Origin of the sequence: Streptomyces sp. NPDC002884 (assembly GCF_040295245.1) — a bacterium.
Classification (GTDB): domain Bacteria; phylum Actinomycetota; class Actinomycetes; order Streptomycetales; family Streptomycetaceae; genus Streptomyces.
Map to the genome: position 1 here is coordinate 48,405 of NZ_JBEOVB010000022.1, position 18,456 is coordinate 66,860.

At 70.6% G+C, this 18,456-nt stretch carries 13 protein-coding genes; 7 read left to right on the plus strand and 6 right to left on the minus strand.

Going from position 1 to position 18,456, the window contains the following annotated elements; translation table 11 throughout:
• Window positions 1-69: 69 nt before the first annotated feature.
• Complete coding sequence (locus ABT070_RS32100; protein WP_351765764.1) at window positions 70-1,755, plus strand: ABC transporter family substrate-binding protein; 1,686 nt, start codon at window positions 70-72, stop codon at window positions 1,753-1,755.
• Between the two features lie 85 nt (window positions 1,756-1,840).
• Here the strand turns inward: ABT070_RS32100 and ABT070_RS32105 are convergent, their stop codons facing one another.
• The 4 genes from ABT070_RS32105 to thiM all read right to left on the minus strand — a co-directional run bounded on the left by ABT070_RS32105 (window position 1,841) and on the right by thiM (window position 5,818).
• The gene (locus ABT070_RS32105) at window positions 1,841-2,497 is read right to left on the minus strand and encodes a GntR family transcriptional regulator (RefSeq protein WP_351765766.1); all 657 of its coding nucleotides are present in this window, start codon (window positions 2,495-2,497) and stop codon (window positions 1,841-1,843) included.
• A 137-nt stretch (window positions 2,498-2,634) separates the two neighbouring features.
• Window positions 2,635-3,552: a sulfurtransferase gene (locus tag ABT070_RS32110; RefSeq protein ID WP_351765767.1), complete on the minus strand. Its 918-nt coding sequence runs from the start codon at window positions 3,550-3,552 to the stop codon at window positions 2,635-2,637.
• Window positions 3,549-4,991 carry an LLM class flavin-dependent oxidoreductase gene (locus tag ABT070_RS32115; RefSeq protein ID WP_351765768.1) on the minus strand — a complete coding sequence of 481 codons (1,443 nt, stop codon included), beginning with the start codon at window positions 4,989-4,991 and terminating at the stop codon, window positions 3,549-3,551. The genes ABT070_RS32110 and ABT070_RS32115 overlap by 4 nt, the downstream gene beginning before the upstream one ends.
• A 47-nt stretch (window positions 4,992-5,038) precedes the next feature.
• Window positions 5,039-5,818, minus strand: coding sequence for a hydroxyethylthiazole kinase (gene thiM, locus ABT070_RS32120; protein WP_351765769.1), 780 nt, complete (start codon window positions 5,816-5,818; stop codon window positions 5,039-5,041).
• A gap of 205 nt (window positions 5,819-6,023) precedes the next feature.
• Here thiM and ABT070_RS32125 point away from each other — a divergent pair, with 205 nt between their 5' ends.
• Both ABT070_RS32125 and ABT070_RS32130 read left to right on the plus strand, forming a co-directional pair.
• Entirely contained in the window at window positions 6,024-6,368 is a 345-nt protein-coding gene (locus ABT070_RS32125; protein WP_351765771.1) for a glycosyltransferase family 2 protein, read from the plus strand.
• Window positions 6,365-7,822: a condensation domain-containing protein gene (locus tag ABT070_RS32130; protein WP_351765772.1), complete on the plus strand. Its 1,458-nt coding sequence runs from the start codon at window positions 6,365-6,367 to the stop codon at window positions 7,820-7,822. The genes ABT070_RS32125 and ABT070_RS32130 overlap by 4 nt, the downstream gene beginning before the upstream one ends.
• Window positions 7,823-7,898: 76 nt before the next feature.
• Here the strand turns inward: ABT070_RS32130 and ABT070_RS32135 are convergent, their stop codons facing one another.
• Entirely contained in the window at window positions 7,899-9,068 is a 1,170-nt protein-coding gene (locus tag ABT070_RS32135) for an acyl-CoA dehydrogenase family protein (protein ID WP_351765774.1), read from the minus strand.
• A gap of 2,282 nt (window positions 9,069-11,350) precedes the next feature.
• On the opposite strand from ABT070_RS32135, the gene ABT070_RS32140 reads away from it, so the two are divergent.
• Window positions 11,351-12,571, plus strand: coding sequence for a type III PLP-dependent enzyme (locus tag ABT070_RS32140; protein WP_351765862.1), 1,221 nt, complete (start codon window positions 11,351-11,353; stop codon window positions 12,569-12,571).
• Window positions 12,568-13,125, plus strand: coding sequence for a GNAT family N-acetyltransferase (locus tag ABT070_RS32145; RefSeq protein ID WP_351765776.1), 558 nt, complete (start codon window positions 12,568-12,570; stop codon window positions 13,123-13,125). Before ABT070_RS32140 ends, ABT070_RS32145 begins: the two co-directional genes overlap by 4 nt.
• A gap of 487 nt (window positions 13,126-13,612) precedes the next feature.
• On the opposite strand, the gene ABT070_RS32150 is transcribed toward ABT070_RS32145, so the two are convergent.
• Window positions 13,613-14,953: a type I glutamate--ammonia ligase gene (locus ABT070_RS32150; RefSeq protein WP_351765778.1), complete on the minus strand. Its 1,341-nt coding sequence runs from the start codon at window positions 14,951-14,953 to the stop codon at window positions 13,613-13,615.
• 613 nt (window positions 14,954-15,566) lie between these two features.
• Between ABT070_RS32150 and ABT070_RS32155 the strand changes: the two genes are divergently transcribed.
• Window positions 15,567-15,878, plus strand: a complete 312-nt coding sequence (locus tag ABT070_RS32155; RefSeq protein ID WP_351765780.1) for a DUF5132 domain-containing protein — start codon at window positions 15,567-15,569, stop codon at window positions 15,876-15,878.
• Between the two features lie 210 nt (window positions 15,879-16,088).
• Window positions 16,089-18,386 carry an ABC transporter ATP-binding protein/permease gene (locus tag ABT070_RS32160; RefSeq protein WP_351765783.1) on the plus strand — a complete coding sequence of 766 codons (2,298 nt, stop codon included), beginning with the start codon at window positions 16,089-16,091 and terminating at the stop codon, window positions 18,384-18,386.
• Window positions 18,387-18,456: the final 70 nt, after the last annotated feature.

The following is an 18,456-nucleotide window of genomic DNA, read 5'->3' on the forward strand; positions in this document are numbered from 1 at the left end:
CGTAGGCCGTAGGCCGTTCTACGTTCGGTGCGTCCACCGATGACCACCGGCCTCATGAAGGACACCGACATGCGACAGACCTCCGCCGCAGCCTGGATCGCCGCCACCGCGGCCACCACGCTGCTGGTGACCGGCTGCGGCTCCTCCGGCGACGGCAAACCCGTCGCGCAGAAGAGCGCGGCCCCGGCCGGCAGCCAGGAGATCAACGCCCGTCCGCTGAGCGACATCAAGCAGGGCGGCACCCTCAAACTGGCGATCTCGCAGTGGATCGCGGACTACAACCGCTACACCGCCAACGGCAACCAGGGCGACGCGGCGGACATCAACGAGCTGGTGGAGCCCAGGCTGTTCTGGGCGGACGCCCAGGGCGAGTCCCGCCCCGACACGGACTTCCTGCTCTCCGCCTCGGTGACCTCCACCAGTCCGCAGACGGTCGTCTACAAGCTCAACCCCAAGGCGAAGTGGTCCGACGGAAAGGCCATCGGCTGGAGGGACTTCGAGGCCCTGTGGAAGGCGAACAACGGCACGAACAAGGCGTACGAGGCCGCCGACACCTCCGGCTACGAACAGATCGGCAAGGTCGAACAGGGCGCCGACGCGCACCAGGTCGAGGTCACCTTCTCCACGCCGTACGCCGACTGGCGGCACTTGTTCAACCCGCTGCTGCCGGCCGCCGGGATCGACACCCCGGACAAGTTCAACAAGGGCTGGACGCAGCAGATCCCGATCACCGCGAACGCCTTCAAGATCTCCTCGTACGACAAGACGGCCCAGACCATCACGGCGGTCCCGGACCCCAACTGGTGGGGTACGAAACCCAAGTTGGACTCGATCGTCTTCCGCGCCCTGGACTACACCGCCTGGACGGACGCCTACCTCAACAAGGAGATCGACTACGCCTCCGCACTCCTGCCCGAGGACTACAAGCGGCTGTACAAGGCGGCCGGCACCGACATCCGCGTCGGCGCCCGCTGGGACGAGGTGCACATCGAGTTCAACGGCGCGCGCGGCCCGCTCAAGGACGTCCGCGTCCGCCAGGCCCTCCAGCACGCCATCGACCGCAAGTCCATCGCCACCACCTTCGGCAAGGACCTCCCCGTCCAATTGAAGCCGTACGGCAGCCACTTCTTCATGCCGAACCAGGCCGGCTACCAGGACAACTCCGGTACGTACGGCACGTACGACCTGAAGAAGGCGGGCGAACTGCTGGACGCGGCCGGCTGGAAGCTCCAGGGCGGTGAGCGGGTCAAGAGCGGCAAGCAGCTCACCCTCGGCTACACGCTCAGCGCGGGCTCCACCTCGGCACAGGTGGACCAGTCGGAGCTGGTGCAGGCGCAGTTGGCCCAGATCGGGGTCAAGCTGAACATCGTGAAGGTGCCGGCGAACGACTACTTCTCCAAGTACGTCACGATCGGCAACTTCGACCTGACGAGCTTCCGCTGGGTCGACCAGACGTTCCGCTCCCAGGCATACCCGATCTACCGCGAGCCGTCCGGCAAGAACCTGTACCAGAACTACGGCTCGGTCGGCTCCCCGGAGATCGACGCCCTGCTGAAGAAGGCCACCGAGACGACGGACAGCACCGAGGCGAACAAGCTCTACAACGAAGCCGACGCCAAGATCTGGGCACTGGGCCACTCCATCCCGGTCTACCAGCGCCCCCAGGTCCTCGCGGTCCGCTCGGATCTCGCCAACTACGGCGCAAGCGGCCTCGCGGACGTCGACTACACGAAGGTCGGCTGGCTGAACAAGTGACTCCGGCCAAGGCCCCTGGACGGACCCTCGACGAGCGCCTGCGCTCGTGACCGGCGACCGGCAGCCGGGATTGCTGGCGCAGCGCTCAGTCCGCCGAGGGGCCGGCCCCGGTGTCCCGGCGTACCTTCTGCCGGATGCGGGTGTCCCGGTCGTGTTCGTGGTGCTCCAGCATGCGCAGCCGGGCGGACTCGGTGTCACCCGCACGGATCGCCTCGGTGATCGCCCGGTGCTCGGCGAGGGTCGCGTCGAAGGTGTCGTCGACCGTGCTGGTCCGCCACGGCGCACTGGTCTTCACCTGGGCGTCGACGGTGTGCAACAGGGACGAGACGGTGCTGTTGTGGGCGGCGGCGCGTACCGAGTCGTGCCACTCATTGAGGCTCCGGCGGATCTCCCCGGGGTCGTCCAGGGTTCCGGCGTGTTCCAGCAGGGCGTCGAGCCGGGCCAGGTCCACCGGGCTGCGCCGGGCCGCCGCCGACGAGGCGAGGAGGGCGTCCAACACGGCACGCAGCTCGAAGAGTTCCAGCATCTCCTCGTCGGAGCGCCGCCGGACGGCGAACCCGCGACGGGTGCTCACCAGGAGCCCGTCGCGCTCCAGCAGGGCAAGGGCCTCGCGGACCGGCGTGCGTGAGACCGCGAACTCCTCGCTCAGCGCGAGCGGGACCAGGGAGGCGTCCTGCGGGTACCGGCCGGAGGTGAGCCGGTGCCGTAGCTCGTCGTAGATCGTGTCCCGTGTGCTCTTCATCGGTTTCCTCGTCGCGGAGCGGCCCGTGGAATCTCTTTGCTCCACGGGCGGTCCGCGAACTCCCTTCTCTCGTCGCGGGCCGGTCCGCGAGACGTCTCGCGGGCCGCTCCGGATCATGCCCGATGCACGGGCCCAGGTCAGCCCCGACCCTCAGGCGGCCCGCCCCGGCGGCCGGGGTCCCGCGGGCCGACGGTCAGCGGCAGGGCCGGGTCTGAGCGCCACTGCGCGAGCGAGCCGTCGTAGAGCAGCACGTCGTCGATGCCGATCTCATGGAGCGCCAGCGCCAGGCCCGCCGCGTTGATCGCGCCGCCGCAGTAGAGGACCGTGCCGTCGCCGGACCGCACCCCGTGGGACCGCGCGAGGCGTGCGGTCCGTTCACGGGAGAGGGTGTTGTCCGAGCCGAGGAGATCGGCGTACGGCAGGCTGGACGTGCGCGGGATGTGTCCGGAGCGGGGCCGGTCGTGGTCGCCGAGGTACTCGGAGCGGCGCAGGGCGCACACCGCCGGAGTGGTATCGCGGCCATCGGCGATCCGTTTCATCCGCTCCAGGTCCACGAAGCCCTCGCGGACCGGACGCGCGACGACGTCCCCGGGAGCGGGGGTGGGCTCGCGGCCGTCGGTGACGGACAGCCCGGCCGCCTCCCAGGCGGTGAGGCCGCCGTTGAGGACGTGGACACGGGCGATGCCTGCCGTGCGCAGCACCCACCACACCCGTGCGGCCCAGGCTCCCGTCAGCCGGTCGTAGACGACCACGGTCGACTCCTCGCGGATACCGAGGCCGCGCGCGTACGCCTCGATCCGGGAGGCCGACGGGCAGGTGAAGGGGAAGGGGGCGTCGGGCTCGGAGAGGCCCGCGACGAGGTCGGCGAAGTGGGCGCCCGGCAGGCGGCGTTCGGTGTGGAGTCCGAGCCCGCTGACGAAGACCGTGCCGCCGTCGGGGCCGGTGCGCCGGTCCACGGTGGCATCGAGGACGATCACCTCCCCGAGCCGGTCGCGCAGCCAGTCGACGCCGACGAGGACATCGGTCCCGTACGCCGTGCCCGCTTGCGGCGTCATGTCCGCTCCCGGGCGTGCGACGCGGCGCGGTTGCGCCACTCACCGCGCTGCGGACGGGCGAGACCCAGGTTCTCGCGCAAGGTGGTGCCCCTGTGGTCGGTGCGGACGAGACCGCGGCGGCGCAGTTCGGGGACGACGTGGGCGGCGAACTCCTCGAAAGCGGTGGGCACATGGGTGGCCTGGATCATGAAGCCGTCGGCCGCGCCGCTGTCCAGCCACAGTTCCATGGTGTCGGCGATGTCCGAGGGGGAGCCGATCATGTCGCCCTCGGTGCGCGCCCCGTACCAGCGGCCGATCTCGCGCACGGTGAGCTTCTCCCGCTCGGCGAACTCCACGACCTCGCGGTAGTGGCCCTCGACCCCGACCTCGTCGAGTGAGGGCAGGGGACCGTCGAGGTCGTACCGGGTGAGGTCGACGTTGACGTGGTAGGCGAGTCGGGACAGGCCGGCCTCGGGGTGGACGAGGTCGGTGAACGCCTCGTGCTTGGCCAGGGCGTCGCGGAGATCGGTGCCCACCACCGTGGTCGCGGCCGGCAGGATCTTGAGCTGGTCCGGATCGCGGCCCCGGGCGGCGGCCCGGGCCTTGACGTCGGCGTAGAAGGCGACAGCGGAATCCAGCGACTCATGGCTGCAGAAGACGACGTCCGCCCAGCGGGCCGCGAAGTCCCGGCCGGCCGGGGAGGCGCCGGCCTGGATGATCACCGGATAGCCCTGAGGCGGACGCGGCACGCTCAACGGCCCCCGGACCGTGAAGTGTTCGCCCCGGTGGTCCACCGGTTCCACGGCGTCGGGACGGCCGAAGAGCCCGCTCTCCTTGTCGGCGACGATCGCGTCGTCGGCCCAGCTGTCCCAGAGCCTGGCGGTGACTTCGAGGAACTCCTCGGCGCGGGCGTAGCGCTCCTTCCGTTCGGGCAGCCGGTCCTGGCCGAAGTTCTGGGCCTCGGCGTCCTGGAAGCTGGTGACCACGTTCCACCCGGCGCGTCCGCCGAGCAGGTGGTCGAGCGTGGCCATGCCACGGGCGACGTGGAAGGGCTCCTGGTAGCCGGTCGAGACGGTGGCGGCGACCCCCAGGCGCCGGGTGGCGGCGGCCATCAGGGTGATGACGGGCACCGGGTCGAGGCGCGGTGTGCCGACGCCCCAGGTCACGGCCGGGTCGAAGGAGTCGCCGAGGCTCCTGGGCACCGCGAGCGAGTCGGGCACGAAGGCAAGGTCGAATCCGGCGTCCTCCAGGACCCGGGCGATGTGCGTGTAGTGGGCGGCGGTCAGGAAACCGTCTCCCGCGTCGGGGTGCCGCCAGCCGACGGTGCCCTGCGGTCCGGCGTTCAGGAAGGCCGCCAGGTGCATGCGCGGTGGGGCGGCCGGCTCTTCGGACGCCGGCTCGGTGAAGGCGGTTTCGGTGAAGGCGGGTTCGTCAGGGCTCGGCGTTTCGGTGGTGCTCAAGGGATGCTCCAGGAGTCGTGCGGTGGTGCCGGACGCCTGCGGCGGCGTCAGAGGCCGAGCAGGGAGAGCTCGTCCAGCAGCGCGACCGCGAAGGAGCCGGTTCCGGTGGTACGGGCGCCGGCCCGCTCGGCCGCCGTGGCGAAGGCCACGTGGGCGACCGCGGTGGCGGTGAGAGCGTCGGGTACGACCGCGAGGGCGCCGGCGATCAGAGCGCCGAGGCTGCATCCGGCCCCGGTGACCTGGGTGAGCCGGGCGTCGCCGCCGGGGACGGCGACCGTGCGGGTGCCGTCGGTGAGATAGTCGGTGGGGCCGCTGACCGCGACCACGGCGCCGGTTCGCCGGGCGAGTTCCTCGACGGCGCCTATCGCGTCCGCGGAGGAGAGAGTGGTCTCGACGCCCTTGCCGGTGCTGTCGCCGCCGGCGAGCGCGACGAGTTCGCTGGCGTTGCCGCGGATCACCGTGGGCCGGTGGTCGAGCAGAGCCTTCACCGACGCGTCGTACTCGGTGGCGCCCGCGCCGGCCGCGACCGGGTCCAGCACCCAGGGCGTACCGGCCTCGTGCGCGGTGCGCGCCGCGTCGAAGAGAGGCTCGGCGGGGTTGCTGATCAGCGCCGCCGTATTGATCCACACCGCGCCCGCGCCGGCGGGGAAGACCCGGGGGAAGTCGGCCGCCGCCCCGATGGCGGGACCGGCGCCGACGGCCAGCAGGACGTTCGCGCTCAGGTTGGCGGCGACGTAGTTGGTCAGACCGTAGACGAACGGCGAACCGGATCGGATGGCGGCGAAGCCGTCGGCGATCGCGGGGCTCTCCCAGGTGAGTTCTTCCATGGCGGTGTGTCTCCGGGGCTCGGACGAGGTGGCGGGGATCGGCCGGAGCCGACTGCATGCAACTGTATGCAGCACATCGGGCAGCCGCGCCGCCCCCGGACCTTCTTTCACACAGCCGCAATATCCGGCCCCCGCCGGACCTGCCACGGCGGGACGGCCGAACATCCATTCTCTTGCCGATCCAGGGTGACACCGGTTCACCTGGTTGGCCTGTCCCGGCGCCAACACCTCAGTGCCGCAAGCGCAGTGGGAGCACGGCGGCGGCTTCGACGAGGACTTCGGCACCGCCTGGGGCTGCGAGGACCTCGAACTGGGCTTGCGTTGGCGGGAGTCGGGGACGCGGATGCTGCTCGCCGACGCCGCGCCCGGCGTACGCCTGACCCACGAACGGGCCGACCGCTGGGAACAGCACACGGTCGATCTCGCCCGCTGCACCGACGAACACCCGCTCGCCGCGGCCCGCGCCCTCACCGTACCGCTCGGCCTCTCGGGCAACGCCGGCCGGTACGTTGAGACGGTCCGCACGCTGGAAGGGAGCGACCGTACATGACGACCACCCCGTCAGGACCCGACCCACTGCCCCCGTCCTCCCGCCAGGACTGGTGCTGGCAGTGGATGCGCAGCTACACCGTCGACTCCGTGCCCGTCGAGGCGTCGGAGACCCTGCTGCTGCGCGGCCCCCTCGACACCGGCGCGCTGCGCGACACGCTCGCCGGTATCGAGACCCGGCACGAGGCCCTGCGGCTGCGATTGCTCGGCCCGCCGGGACCCGATCCGTCGGCCGCGTGGCCCGGGCAGACCCTGCGGCCGGATCCCGGTCCGCTGACCGTCGTCGCGGTGGACGGGGAGCCGGAGGCCGAGGCGGTCCGCGTCCTCGCCCGGCCCCTCGACCTCACCGACCGGATGACGCGCGCCACCCTGCTCCGCCTCGGCCCGCAGGAACACGTCCTGGTGATGCAGTTCCACCACCTGGTCGTCGACGGCGCCTGCCACGCGCTCTTCCGCGACCTCCTCGCCGAGGGCTATGCCCAGCGTGTGCGGCGCGTGCCGCGCGTGCGGCGTGAGCCCGAGCCCGCGGGCGGCGACGCCGAGGCGGGCGGCCGTCGCGGCACGCCGGAGAGCTACATCGCGCTGATCGCCCGGGAGCGGACGCCGGACGCTCGCCGGGCGACGGCCGAGCGGGCGGACGCCCTGGCCCGGACCCTGCGCGCCCACGGCTCCGGTGACCCCCTGCCCGGCGACACCGACGCCGTCGACGCCGACACCGTCTTCGCCTCCGTGCCGCTCGGCGTGCCGCCGGACCGGACCCGTCTGCTGCTGCGCGGGTCGAGGGCCGAGCGGGTCACCCTGCACACCGTGCTCCTCGCCGCCCTCGCCCGCGCCGTAGCCGAGGAGTTCGGCCGCGACCGGCTTGTCGGCTCGGTCTACCACCACGGCCGCACCACGCCGGCCGCGCAGGAGACCCTCGGTCTGTTCAGCAACGTCGTGTCGGCCCCGCTGGACGTGCGGCCCGCCCCGCTGCCCGACTTCCTGCGTGCGGTCCACGACCGGGTGCAGAGCGCCGCGCGGGACGTCGACCTGCCGTTCACCGCGGTCGCCGAACGCGTCCTGCCCCGCCCCGCCGACGGGGGCGCCTACTGCCGCAGCGCGCTCGCCCACCTGGAACTGCGGCTGACCGGCGTGACCGGCTGGATCCCCGTCGACCAGCATCGTGCCCCCGCCTTCCCGGGGGAGCTGAGGGCGACCCCGCTCGCCGTCGAGGCGCCGTACGACCCGCCGTCCTTCAACAGGCCGGACCAGGCGCGCGCCTGCGCCGCCACCCTCTTCGCCACGCTGGACCTCGCCCACGGCGCCCTCGTCGGGGACCTCTGGTACGAGCGGCGCCACCATGACGGCGCGCGGATCGCCCGGGTCGCCGAACGCTACGGCGCGTTCCTCGCGGAGCTGACATCGGACCCGGCCCCAAGCCTGTCCCGCAGTACCCGACCCCGAGGCAGGGCATGAAGACGACCACCGGTCCCGAGCACCTGGCACTTCCGCCCTCCCGGACATCGATCTTCCGATCAGCCTCAGTCAAGGCTCAAGGAGCCAGAGTGAGGTCACCATGGTTGGACTTGGCGAGCGACCGCCCGATGACCATGCGCTGAATCTGGTTCGTGCCTTCGAAGATCTGGGTCAACTTGGCCTCACGCATGTACCGTTCGACCGGGAACTCACGCGTGTAGCCCACCCCGCCGAGGACCTGCACCGCATCAGTGGTGACACGCATCGCGTTGTCGGTCGCGACGAGTTTCGCCACCGAGGCCTCACGGCTGAACGGCAGTCCCGCGTCCTTCAGCCGGGCGGCATGGAGGGTCACAGCACGCGCTGAAAAGACCGCGGCCTCCATGTCGGCGAGCAGGAACGCGACTCCCTGGTGGTCGATGATGCGTGATCCGAACGTCTCCCGATCGCGTGCGTAGGCGATCGCGTGGTCGAGAGCGCCCTGGGCGAGACCGACCGCGACGGCCGCGATACCGAGACGTCCGGAATCCAGACTCGCGAGAGCGATACGCAGGCCGCCGCCCTCAGCACCGATACGCCGCTCGACCGGGACACGGACATCCCGGAGGACCATGGTCGCCGTCGTGGACCCGGTCAGGCCCATCTTCCGTTCGGGCACATCAGCGGCGAGGCCCTCGGTGTCAGCGGGGATCATGAAGCACGAGATACCCGTGCGGTCTTCCGAGGTGCGGGCCATGACCTTGTAGTAGTCCGCGTGGCCGCCGTGGGTCGTCCAGGCTTTCGCGCCGTTCAGGACGTAGTGATCGCCGTCCAGACGGGCCCGGGTCCGCAGCGCGGCCGGGTCCGAGCCGGCGTGCGGCTCCGAGAGACAGTAGGCACCCAGCAGTTCGCCACCGAGCATCGCGGGCAGCCACTCCCGCTTCTGCGCTTCGGTGCCCGTCGTCGCCAGGCCGAAGCACGACAGTACGTGTACGGAGACACCTACGCCGACTGTTGCCCACACGGACGCGATCTCTTCGACGACCTGCAAGTACACCTCGTAGGGCAGGCCGCTGCCGCCGTACGCCTCGGAGTACGGCAAACCGAGCAGGCCGGCGCGTCCGAGGAGCCTGAAGACATCGCGGGGGAATGCCCCGTTCGCCTCATCGGCATCCACTCGCGACGCGAGTTCATCGGCCGCCAGCTTCCGGACCAGCCTGATGAGGTCAAGGGACTCGTCGTTCGGTAACAGACGACGCGCGCTCATGGCACCTTCCAGCTGTCGGGGTGAAACATCGTTCGGAGACATCTGCGAGCCAAGGCACCGCAAGGCGCTCTTTGGACAGGCACTGACATGCTCGGGGGAGGCCGGCCGCCGCATCGGCCTCGGCGGTGGCGCGGGTGGTGTCCCCCGACCCGGACGGGATCATGTTCACGCGGTGGCGTCACAGGTGAGCACCACGCTTGGCGGCGTCGATACGAGCTGCCGGGTACGTGCAGGTTCGGCGCCGGCGAGCGGTACGCGACGCGAGAGATGTCTACGCGCTCGACGGTGGTGGCCGACTGCCGCACGTGTCCACGCTCCGCGCGCGTGCGCACCCACCCGTCCGCGCCGGTCACATCCCGGCGGAGCGGTGGCGGCACGATCAACCCGGCCAACGAGGAGAAGGCCATCGTCTTGCCGCAGGTTCACGCGCTCGCAGCGACCGTGCCACGCGTCACAGTGAACGACCCGCCGCCCGAAGTCTGCACCGTCGGCTTCGTCGCAATGGCCTGCTTCAAATGGTGCCGGACCACTTCCATCCGGTGGGGCGCCCTTTCCGGACCAGGACCCTCCACTGATTGCCGACCACACACCGGACTTGCATACCGGGTCGGCACCGCAAGCAGATGTTCCAAAGCCTCGGTGTCCGGCGGCTGTCCACTCCGGCGCGGGGTCGGGGACCACGGCAGTGGAGCGAGTAGAAGATACGGGCACCGGCTCGATTCGCGGCAGTTCGTCGACAACTTCGCACGCCGTTGAGATGCGGACCGGCTCCTGCTCACACATGGCCGGCCGAACCATGAACCGCTGAGACTCGACTCCAAGCCGTTGCGCTTCGCTGTGACAGGTGGCATCCCGCTCCCGAAGCAGCCGCAGCACCTCATCACAGCTCATCCGACCCACCTCTCGCGCAAGCTGATCAATCTGCTTACGGCAACGAGACGGGCATCACGCCGGACACGGGCGACCCGGCTAACCTCACCGAACGGGGAAACGCACCCGAGGTGGAGAACGTCCCGGGTCGGCCCGAGACCGACAGGCCGGACGCTGCCCGGCTGGCCACGGTCGCTGAACGGGGCGCTTTCCGGGCCTTGTTCGTCCCTTTCTTGAGGATACGCAGATCAAACTGCCGAGGGTGTTTGGACCTCGTGGCGATTACTGCCGCAGTTGCCCAGAGTGGTGGTCGAGTCGATCGAGCGTGCGGCTGGGACAGTCACGTTGTGCCTGCACCCCGCAGTGTCGACGCCGAGGAGCCGAAGACGCGGAGTGGTGTCGTGGCGTGTGCACGGCCGATGCGCGCGGGCTCGCCGACGCGTATGTCGAAGGAGAGTCTCGGCGGGGTCGAACTCGTGGTGCGCGGTCGAAGTGGCTCGATCCGCCGTGTCCGGCGAGGCGTTCGCCGAGCAGGTCCAGGGGCCGGCCGGCCCGCGACATCCGGTGGTACATGATCGTCAAGGGCGTGGATGCTCACACCGACGCCGTTCGGGTGGTTCTGCATGCCGAGCGGTGGCTCAAGGTGCGCCGCAACTGCACGGCAGCACCTTGCCGGAGCGGGATCGGGGGGACTCCTCAAGGGTTCACTCTCGCGCCAGTTCTGGCAAGCATGTTCGTGCACTACGCGTTCCATACCTGGTGGGACCGGGGCGTTGCTCACCGCCCAGTTCGAGTGCTGTACCGATCATGCGGTGGTGCACTGCGTCGGTGAGCGGCAGGCCGGACAAGGGTCGGCCGTGCTGGGGGGACCGGGGGATGAGGTCCGGCTGCGGCTGTATCCCGACGGGGCCGAGATCGTGTGCTGCCAGGACGACGGGGACGACGGGTGGCGCGGCTCATTGCCCTCGGCCGGCAAGAACGCCAGAAGAAGGTTCGGCGAGACTGTTCGAAGTCGGAAGCCGCATCGCCAGGTCGGCCTCGCCTTCCTGGGATTCGCCCGCCGGATGAAACCCGTTCGTGGCGGGCGGGCAAGATCTCACGATCGTCGGCCTTTACGCCGGTCAGCGCGAAGGTGGCGGCAGTCAGCGCAGAGTGCACAGCAGGTGCAGGTGCAGGACCCAGAAGTGCATAGAGTGCGGCGTGGAGGGAGTCCAGGTCAGGCGTCACAGCCGGCCTTTGGACTCCTTCGCTTCATCTCATGCGGGCCGGCGAGCCCTTGGCATCATTGATCCAGTTGGACCGGGAGTTCACACGTGAGGCCTCAGACCACCGACGTGCGCAAGATCGCCGAACCGCGCCGGACGGCTGACCAGTGCAGAACCGGCCACTGCGCCCCGACCGTGCCAGCCACCATGCACGCGTCCGCCCCGTCCCTGCCCGACCAGCACGACCACCCCGCCCTGCGCGCCGCGCTCGCCGCTGCCGTCGAGGACACCATCATCTACGACCTGGACGGCATCGGCCGCCAGTACGCCGCCCTGTGCGACGAACTGCCCGGCATCGTCGTCCGGTTCGCGATGAAGGCCTGCCCGGTGGACGAGGTGCTCGGCCACCTCGCCCGGCTCGGCGCCGGCTTCGACGCGGCGAGCCCGCAGGAGATCGCCCAGGCGCTGCGCACCGGGGTGGCCCCCGGGCTGATCCACTACGGCAACACCGTCAAGTCCGACCGCAACATCGCCGAGGCCTACCGGCTCGGTGTGCGCGACTACGCCACGGACTGCCTGGAGGACATCGGCGCGATCGCCGAACACGCCCCCGGCTCCCGGGTGTTCTGCCGGATCGCGACCACCGGCGAGGGCGCGCTCTGGGGCCTCAGCCGCAAGTTCGGCTGCTCGCCCGAGGACGCCCCACGGGTGCTCTGCGCCGCCCGCACCGCCGGGCTGGTGCCCTCCGGCCTGTCCGTGCACGTCGGCTCCCAGCAGATGACCGCCGAGGCCTGGGGCGCGGCGATCGACTCGCTGGCGGCGGTCCTGGAGGCGCTCGGCCGGCGCGGCATCACCCCGGACCGGATCAACCTCGGCGGCGGACTGCCCGCCCTCGGCGTCCTCGACCGGCGCGGCCGGCCGCTGGAACCGCCGCTGGACAAGATGTTCGTGGTGATCCGCGAGGGCATGGAACGGCTGCGTGCCGTCAACGCCGCCCCGTTGGATTTCCTGCTGGAGCCCGGTCGCCACTTGGTCGCCGACCACGGCGCGATCCGCGCCCACGTGGCGCGGCTCACCTCCCGACACCGGCTCGACGGCACCCGTGAGGACTGGCTCTACCTGAGCTGCGGCAAGTTCAACGGTCTCTACGAGATGGACCAGTTGCAGTACCGCCTGGAGTTCCCCACCCATTCCGGCGGGCAGTTCGTCGACGCCATGGTGGCCGGCCCGACCTGCGACAGTGACGACGCGTACGCCCAGGAGGATGGCTTGGTACGGGTCCCGCGCGCGATCACCTCCGGTGACCCGGTGTGGGTCCACTCCTGCGGCGCGTACGCCGCCGCTTACGCCACCCGGGGATTCAACGGCTTCGCGCCGCTGCCGTACACCTGCGTCGGAGGCCCGGCTCTGGACGGAGGAGGGGCATGACCGACACCCGGATCCGGCTCCTCCAGGAGGAGGACTGGGACGAGGTGGTCGCGCTGGAGGAACGCGCCTACGCCGTGACCGGTCTGTCCGAGGGGCGGGAGGCGCTGCGCTCCCGGCAGCGCGCCTCGCCCTCGACCTGCTTCGTGCTGGAGCACGCGGGTGGCTTCGGAGGCTATCTGCTCGCATTGCCGTACCCGCTGTTCCGCTGCCCGGACCTGAGCCTGGCCGAGGAGGGCACGGCGCAGGAGAGCGACCGGGGGAGCAACCTGCACGCCCACGACCTGGTGATCGCCGAGCGGGCGCGCGGCCGGGGCATGGCCCGCCGGATGCAGCGGCATCTGGAGGAGACCGGGCGGGCGGCCCGCTACCGGACCCTCTCGCTGGTCGCCGTGCGCGGCTCCGAGGTGCTGTGGTCCCGGCTGGGCTACCGCGCCAGGCCCGAGATCGGGCTGCCCGCGAGCTACGGCTCCGAGGCGGTCTATATGGCGAAGCCACTGGAACCCGCTGTTACCGGTTTGACTCTCGGATCCTCTCCCGGAGCCGAAGTGGGCTGATGCAGATGTCCTCCGTACTCGACGAGTTCCACCGCTCTCAACCAGTCATCAGGGCACTGTTCTTCGTCTTCGGATTCCAGTACGCCACCTGGGTTTCCGGACACTCGCTGCAAAGTCACGAACGCGTTCTTCTTGCCCGGACAGGCCAGCCGCAGCAGCACAGCTGATCAACATGCCGGGGCCATCGCCAGTCTCGGCTCGCCACGGGCGACGAGCATTAACACACCAAGGTGGCCAGTAGTCGCCTCGGGCAGGGCCGTGGCGAAGGCCGTATGAAATGAATTTCGCCATGCATGCCCTGGCCCGCTCCCCTCACCTCGGACGACGCCGTGCCTGCGACCGCTTCGGCCACAGGCACGGGCGCGGCCAAGGATCTGTTCCGCACCCTCTGGGCCGCACGCTGCGGAGCTCCGTGAAGCTTGACGGCGACCAGCAGGCCTTCGGTCAACTCATCGATGGGGAGCCGGAGGAGCAGAGCCGACGCTCGTCAGTAGCGCCAGCGGACGGCCTCGATGACATCCGCATCCGTGTGCCTCGCGAACAGCTCCGCCTCTGCCCGCCGGACAGCCAGCACGGCTTCGTACAACGTGGGACCGAGCGCCTGCCGCAGCAGTGCGGACTTCTCGTACGCGTCGATCGCCTCCGGCAGGCTCGCCGGGAGGCGCTCGGCCGCGCCGAGGGCGGCGGGGTCGCCCTGGGTCTCGGGCGGGAGTGGCAGGCCGGCGTCCAGACCGGCGAGTCCGGCCGCCAGCACGCCGCCGATCTCCAGGTACGGGTTGGCGGCGGCGTCGAAGCACTTGAGCTCGGCGTTGGCCTGCCCGGCGGTGGAGCCGGTGATCAGGCGCAGCGCCGCCTCACGGTTCTCCAGGCCCCAGCAGCGGTAGGCCCCGGCAAAGCGGGAGGGGACCAGCCGCAGGTAGGAGGCGACGCTGGGCGCGCCGAGAGTGAGCAGGGCGGGCAGCTCGGCCAGTACACCCGCGAGGAACTGCTCGGCTTCGGGGTGCAGCCCGTGGGGGCCGAGGCCGCCGTGCCCAAGGTTCTGGCCCTGACGCCAGAGGCTGAGGTGCAGGTGGGCGCCGTTGCCGACCGAGCCTTCGGTGAAGACGGGCGCGTACGAGACCCGCAGGCCGTGACGAGCGGAGACGCCCCGGATGGTGTGGCGCACCAGCATCGTGGTGTCGGCCGCCTCGACCGGCCCCTCGGCGGCGACCGAGACCTCGAACTGCCCGGCGGCGTACTCGGGGTGGAGCTGGAGCACGGCCAACCCCTGGGCGGTGAGGGCGCGCAGTACCTCCCGCAGGTAGTCGGAGTGCTCGATGAAGCGGGCCATCCCGTACCCGGGCCCCACCGTCGCGGGGGCCCCGGCGGCGTCGGCCACCACCCACTCGACCTCGATCCCGGCCCGCACCGAAAGGCCGCGCCGCTCGACGGCCTCGGTGGCCTGGCGGGCGAATCGGCGCTGGCAGCCGGGGTGCGGGGTGCCGTCCTGGGTGTAGCGGTCGGCCGGGGCCCAGGCCCAGCCGGGCTGGGCGGCGAGCGGAGTGAGCCGGTCGAGGTCGGGGACGAGCCGAAGGTCGCCCACCGGGCCGGTACTCGAAGGCGCAACGGTGAAGGAGTCGTCCACCAGGGAGACGTCGAAGCAGGGTACGGCGCCGACGCCGTACGCGGCGGCGTGTTCGAGCTGGGCGAGCGGGACGGACTTCACCCGGGTCAGGCCGGCGTTGTCGACCCAGCCGAACACCACCCCGTCGATTCCGTCGGCGGCGAGCTGGGCTTCGGCCGCCCGGGCCTGGGCGGCCCGCTCAGCTCGGGGGTGCGTGGTGGCCATGGCGGCCATGCTGGTGTTCGCAGCAGCCGGTCCGCCAGCGGTCGGCGGGGAGTTCACTCGTCCGTGAACGGGTCGGAACCGGCCGGTGGCGGTGAGGCAGCCGCCGATCAGGTGGGACCGGTTCTGGATCCTGCGTAACTCGCGGCGGAGTGTGAGGCCGAGGTCGTCGGGTGTGTCGGAGACAGCGCGGGCCATTGCTCTGCGCACGAGTGACCAGACGCCGGCCTCCGCCGAGTCCAGGTCGGGCGCGTACGGCGGCGCCCGGACCGCGGTGAGCAGTCGCCGTGAAGCCGATCACTGGTAATAGGTAAATGAGAAAAGTATTTCGCTTGATGGGTGCACATACTGAAATCCGTAGCGGTCCGAACATGGATAGCACTCGCATGAGTGAAACCCGCCGAGACCGTTTGGCCTCGACGGTCATGACTGGGCTACCGTGATCCATGAGCGGACGGTTTACCCCATCGACAAGGAATTCAACCCGTCGGGGAGTACGGCACGGGATATCGAGAATTCCGGAAATGGGTGATTCCGCCTTCCCCGCTGTGCGTGCTCCGGGGTGCGCAGTGCCCTGGGTCCCCGTCATACATCTGCGTAGAGAAGTTGGAGCATCATGCCGCCCGTCGTTCCGCCGTTTCTGATCGGTCTCATCGTCGCGCCACTGGCCAAGCGTGTCCTCAAGCCGCTGTTGCGCGGTGTCGTCACGACGTCCGTCGGTCTTGTCATGGAGGTGAAGAAAGCGGCCCAAGAGGCCGGAGAGAACATCCACGACCTCGCGGTAGAGGTGGCTGCCGAGATGGTGGCGGCGCAGATCGCCGCTGGTGAGGGAGACCGGCCCACCGAGGGCGCAGCCTCGAACGGCGAGAAGGGCGAGGTCAGGACTCCGAAGATCCGCGCGACCGCCAGCGCCGCGAAGGCGCAGTGACGCCCTGATGCGCGGCCCGGCCCGCCGCCTGAGCGCGTTTTCCTGGCGATCTGGGAAGACGGGTCCTCGCGGCGGCCGGCCGTGGGCCTTTCGGCCGCACTTCCGCCCACTTTCGGACTTTCCGCTCCGTCGCAGTAATCCACCGTGCGCGAAATTCGCCGCGCCCGTTGACGGATTACCCGTGACCTCCGTAAACAGGTGATCGTACGCATGTCATCGCTACTGGGTGCCGCGGCCGGATTCCGCTCCGCGGAATTGGACGTGAGCCCGCGCTCGGTCACTCCGGGCCGCCAGCGCTGGGACGTCAAGCTGGTGCTCGGACGGCCACGGACGGCCGAGATCCTCGCCGCCGCGCTGCGCCGCATTCCCGGGATCACCGAGGCCCGGGTCAACCCGGTCACCGGTGGGGTGCTCGTCCGGCACGATGCGCGGCTGAACGCCACGGACGTCGGCCGGATCGTCCGCAGAGCCGTCACCCTGGTCGCGGAGGATCCGACCGGAGCGGAGCGCCCGGCACCGGCCCGCCCCCTCGCCGCACCGGCCCCGCGGGCGGACCGCGGCCTGGTCGTGCGACCGGTGCTCGCCGTCGGCGGCGGGGTCGCGGCTGGGGTCGCACTGATCAAGGGGTCGGCGCTGAGCAGGCAACTGGTGGCAGTGGGCGGGGTGGCCGCGCTGACCACGGCTGTCCTTCGCAAGGCCTGGCGCGGAACGGTCGACGTGTCCCAGGGAGCGGCCGGGCCCGGCGTCGAAGGCCACCCCCTGGTGGAGATCGTCGGACCGCACCGACGCCGTCTCTACGGGGCCGTTGCCCTGTCCATCGCCTGCCAGGCCTCGGAGATGGCGCTCGGTACCTTCCTCGGCTGGACCGGACTGGTCCTCATCAAGGGGCAAGCAGCTCCGCTGGTCCACCTCGGCCTGACCACCGCGTCCGCCCAACTACTCGGTCTGGCAGGGCTGATGACCGCCGCCTGTGCCGCCGTGGCGGGCCTCTCGTACGCCTCGAACCTCCAATGGCGCCGTCTCGGCCAGGACGTCGAGCACGACTGGCGCAACCGGACGTACGCCCACGTCCAGCACCTCGAACTACGGCACCTGGAAGGCGAGCGGACCACCCGGATCGCCGGCGCGCTCACTGACGACGTCCGTCAGCTGGGCACCTTCTTCGCCACCTCGGCCAACGACCTGCTGCAACTCGGCACCAGTCTGGCCCTCCTGGTGCCGCTGTTCCTGTTGCTGGCACCGCAGATCGCCTGGATCGCGTTCCTGCCCATCCCGGTCATCGCCTGGCTGTCGTTCCACTACCAGGACAAAGTCGCGGCCGACTACGCCGTCTCCGGCGAGCACCGGGCCAGGCTGCACAGTCAGTTGGTGAACACGCTGGAGGCCGGTGCCACCGTCAAGAGCTTCTGCACCGAGGATTACGAGGCCGAGCGCATCGACCGGCTGAGCGGGGAGGTCCAGGACAGCAGCCGGCGTACCGACCGGAGCACGATCCGCCACGCCGAGATCGTCCGGGTCTGCACGACCGGCTCGATGGCGGGAACCCTGCTGATCGGCGGCCGGGCGGTGCTCGACGGCAGCCTGCCGTTCGAGGTGTTCAGCCCGCTGATCGGGCTACCCCAGATGGTCATGCTGCGGATGAACCGGCTCGGCGGCATCGTCGACCAGTACCAGCGCACGATCACCGCCTACGACCGGGTCCAGCGGCTGCGCGCCCTCCCCGTCGAGACCGACGGCACCGGCGGACCGCTCGACGCCGAGAAGGCGCGCGGGGAGATCGTCCTCGACAAGGTGACCTTCGCCTACCCCGATCGGCCACCGGCGCTGGAGGACCTCTCGCTGACCATCCCCGCCGGGCGGGTCACCGCTCTCGTCGGCGCCACCGGCTCCGGCAAGACCACGATCGCCAAGCTGCTGATGCGATTCCAGAACGCGGACATCGGCAGCGTGCTGCTCGACGGGCGGGACGTGCGCGAGCTGTCGCGGCACGACCTGCGCCACGCGATCGGGTTCGTCGCCCAGGACCCCTTCCTCTTCGACGGCACCATCGCCGACAACATCCGTTACGGCAGCTTCGGAGTCTCGGACGAGGCCGTGACCGAGGCGGCCATGAAGGCCGAGGCACACACCTTCGTCGCGACGCTGCCGGATGGCTACGAAACGGTGATCGGCGAACGCGGTGCCGCGCTCTCCGGCGGCCAGCGACAGCGGATCGCGCTGGCACGCGCGATCCTCAAGGACGCGCCGGTCGTGATCCTCGACGAAGCCACTTCCGCCGTGGACAACGAGACCGAGGCCGCCATCCAGGCCGCGCTCCGCGTCTTCGCGGCCGACCGGACGATGCTGATCATCGCCCACCGGCTCTCCACGGTCCGCCACGCCGACCGGATCTACGTCATGGACAAGGGCGGCATCGTCGCCGAGCAGGGCACCCACGACGAACTTCTCGCCCAGCACGGACTCTACGCATCCCTCTGGCAACTCCAGGCCGGCGAACCCGCCGCCTGACCGCAGCAGCAGCCGCCCCCCGACCGACCGTGTGACGACACCACGGTCGGCGCGGTCCTGCGTGCCCCGC

Coding starts and splice junctions, on each gene's coding strand:
- ABT070_RS32105 (WP_351765766.1), bottom strand. CDS start 2,497: ATGAAGAGCACACGGGACACGATCTACGACGAGCTACGGCACCGGCTC.
- ABT070_RS32110 (WP_351765767.1), bottom strand. CDS start 3,552: ATGACGCCGCAAGCGGGCACGGCGTACGGGACCGATGTCCTCGTCGGC.
- ABT070_RS32150 (WP_351765778.1), bottom strand. CDS start 14,953: ATGGCCACCACGCACCCCCGAGCTGAGCGGGCCGCCCAGGCCCGGGCG.
- ABT070_RS32130 (WP_351765772.1), top strand. CDS start 6,365: ATGACGACCACCCCGTCAGGACCCGACCCACTGCCCCCGTCCTCCCGC.
- ABT070_RS32160 (WP_351765783.1), top strand. CDS start 16,089: ATGTCATCGCTACTGGGTGCCGCGGCCGGATTCCGCTCCGCGGAATTG.
- thiM (WP_351765769.1), bottom strand. CDS start 5,818: ATGGAAGAACTCACCTGGGAGAGCCCCGCGATCGCCGACGGCTTCGCC.
- ABT070_RS32155 (WP_351765780.1), top strand. CDS start 15,567: ATGCCGCCCGTCGTTCCGCCGTTTCTGATCGGTCTCATCGTCGCGCCA.
- ABT070_RS32135 (WP_351765774.1), bottom strand. CDS start 9,068: ATGAGCGCGCGTCGTCTGTTACCGAACGACGAGTCCCTTGACCTCATC.
- ABT070_RS32140 (WP_351765862.1), top strand. CDS start 11,351: ATGCACGCGTCCGCCCCGTCCCTGCCCGACCAGCACGACCACCCCGCC.
- ABT070_RS32145 (WP_351765776.1), top strand. CDS start 12,568: ATGACCGACACCCGGATCCGGCTCCTCCAGGAGGAGGACTGGGACGAG.
- ABT070_RS32100 (WP_351765764.1), top strand. CDS start 70: ATGCGACAGACCTCCGCCGCAGCCTGGATCGCCGCCACCGCGGCCACC.